Consider the following 1300-nt stretch of genomic DNA (forward strand, 5'->3'; position numbering starts at 1 on the left):
TGAGCCTCCCCAGTTTGAGTGGACACCGAGATAGTGGGGCCAGGGGTCCTGCTGGAAGGATGTCGACATGTCCAGGAGGCGGTCGTTTACGCCGGAGTACAAGGCTCAGGCTGCTCGTCGGGTGATTGATGGTGGTCGGCCGATCACCGAGGTGGCTCGGGAACTCAATGTGCATGAGAATCTGCTGGGCAAATGGGTTCGGGCTGAGCGGCTTCGAGACGGCGTCGCCGATGATGTTCGCAAGGTGCCGCCCGACCAAGATCTGTCGGCGAGTGAACGCTCAGAACTGACCAGGCTGCGTGCCGAACTCGCCGAGAAGGACCGTGATATCGCATTCCTGAAAAAAGTATCGGCGTACTTTGCGGCGCAGCATCATCGGTGAGTCGTTTCGAACTCATCGCCGCGGAGTGCGCCAACCACGACGTGACGAAACTTGTTGCTCTCCTGGGTGTGTCGCGGTCCGGATTCTACGCGTGGGCAGATCGGCAACATCGTGTCGAGTTGACGCCCCGACAGCAGCGGCGCCGGGATCTGGAAGTGAAGATTCTGGCGCACTGGCAGGCCTCGCGACGCATCTACGGTTCACCGCGCATTACCGCCGATCTGCACGCTGAGGGGGTGGCGGTCTCGGAGAACACCGTCGCCAAGATCATGGCCGAGATGGGCATCGAGGGCATCAGTCCGCGCACGTTCAAGGTCAGGACCACCCAGGTCGATCCGGCCGCGTCGTTCCCGCCGGACCGGGTCGGCCGCGATTTCGATCGCGGCGGCATCAACCTGGTCTGGACCTCCGATATCACCTATCTGACCTGCGGCGAAGGGGACGCCTACCTGTGCGCGATCCGAGACGAGCACTCGCGTCGAGTGCTGGGCTGGTCGCTGGCAGATCACATGCGCACCGAGCTCGTCGAGGACGCGGTGGATGCTGCAGTGCTCACTCGTGGCGGTTCGGTGGCCGGCACCATTCTGCACAGCGACCGAGGCGGTCAGTACACCAGCTACGACATGGCTTCAGCGTGCCGTCGACATGGTTTGCAACGCTCGATGGGCGCGACCGGCATCTGCTGGGACAACGCCGGCGCCGAGTCGTTGTGGTCAACGGTCAAACACGAGAACTACAAGCGCCACGCGTACGGCAGCTACGCGAATCTTGCTGCCGGACTTGACAATTACATCCGATTCTACAACCATGACAGAAGGCATAGCTCGCTAGGGATGGTCTCACCTATCGACTTCGAAATCAGATCACACACAAGTCAGCAAACAAGCTAACCGTGTCCACTTTTTCAGGGGAACCTCA

At 61.0% G+C, this 1300-nt stretch carries 2 protein-coding genes; both read left to right on the forward strand.

The window, feature by feature from the left end:
- The first annotated feature begins 67 nt into the window (after positions 1-67).
- Entirely contained in the window at positions 68-382 is a 315-nt protein-coding gene (locus JW364_RS23985) for a transposase (protein WP_068969944.1), read from the forward strand.
- Complete coding sequence (locus tag JW364_RS23990; RefSeq protein WP_165630008.1) at positions 379-1272, forward strand: IS3 family transposase; 894 nt, start codon at positions 379-381, stop codon at positions 1270-1272. Before JW364_RS23985 ends, JW364_RS23990 begins: the two co-directional genes overlap by 4 nt.
- Positions 1273-1300: the final 28 nt, after the last annotated feature.

The sequence above is a fragment of the Gordonia sp. BP-119 genome (assembly GCF_016924115.1).
Lineage (GTDB): Bacteria > Actinomycetota > Actinomycetes > Mycobacteriales > Mycobacteriaceae > Gordonia > Gordonia hongkongensis.

Bases quoted from the DNA above. Each gene is read 5' to 3' on its own strand.
- JW364_RS23985 (WP_068969944.1), top strand. From the start codon at position 68: ATGTCCAGGAGGCGGTCGTTTACGCCGGAGTACAAGGCTCAGGCTGCT.